The sequence below is a fragment of the Vibrio sp. 1874 genome, from assembly GCF_033344395.1.
GTDB lineage: Bacteria > Pseudomonadota > Gammaproteobacteria > Enterobacterales > Vibrionaceae > Vibrio > Vibrio alginolyticus.
Map to the genome: position 1 here is coordinate 1 of NZ_JAWPOR010000187.1, position 1,036 is coordinate 1,036.

The 1,036-nt window shown below is 49.0% G+C and carries 1 pseudogene; it reads left to right on the forward strand.

Features of this window, described 5'->3' with window-relative positions:
• Window positions 1-1,036: pseudogene (locus R8N46_RS25510) on the forward strand (DUF3971 domain-containing protein); the annotation flags it as partial.

Genomic DNA, 1,036 nt, shown 5'->3' on the forward strand with positions numbered 1-1,036 from the left:
CCAAGCCCCATTGAACATCAAGCAAGGCGAAGTCGACATTATCTGGCAGCAAGATGAGACAGGTTGGCGTTTGTGGTCGGATAAAGTCACGGCTGCGACTCCGGACCTTCAAGTGTTGGGCGCATTTCGACTCGATTTCCCTAAAGAGCAAAGCCCATTCCTATCGTTTTATGCTGAGGCGGATCTCTACAACGCTGGTGAAACTTGGCGTTACTTGCCAACCTTGGCATTAGGCCAAGATCTGACGGATTACCTATCGACCGCCATTCAAGGCGGTAAAGTAAATACGGCCAAATTGCTGTGGTATGGCGAGTTAGGAGATTTTCCTTACAAAGAGCACAACGGCATGTTTCAGGCATGGGTTGGCTTAAAAGACGCGAAATTCAGTTTTGATACTGCGTGGCCAACCATTACCGACTTGCAGCTTGATCTATTGTTTGAAAACGACGCCATGTATCTGGATTCCAAATCGGCGACGTTAAATGGCGTTCACGCTAAACGCATCACGGGGCGCATTCCGGAGTTGGCTGAAGATGGCCATATCGAAATTGAAGCTAAAGCCACAGCTCCGGGTAATGAAGTTCGTGACTACATGATGGCTACGCCGCTGGTTGACTCGGTTGGTGCCGCTTTGACGGCCTTGCAAGTTAGTGGCCCGGTATATTCCGAGTTCCAGCTCAACATTCCTTTTGATATGGAAAAAGACGCGCGAGCTTGGGGTTATGCGGATTTGAAAGACAACCGTGTTGATATTGATGCGCCGCCAATGACGCTAGAAAAAGCCACAGGCCGCATTCAGTTCGACAACGATGTGGTGACGACATCTGGCTTATCAGCAGAGTTACTCTCGCAGCCTATTTCACTCGATTTCCACGGCGAAAGTGCGGACCAAGGCTAAAACGTGACCATAAATACTTTAGGTGATTGGGATGTAAAGCCTCTCAAGCCTTATTTGGGTGAACGTTGGTTGAGCTTGGTTTCCGGTCATGCACCTTGGCAAATGGACATTGACTTGCAGCTCAACGATGTGGGTTTT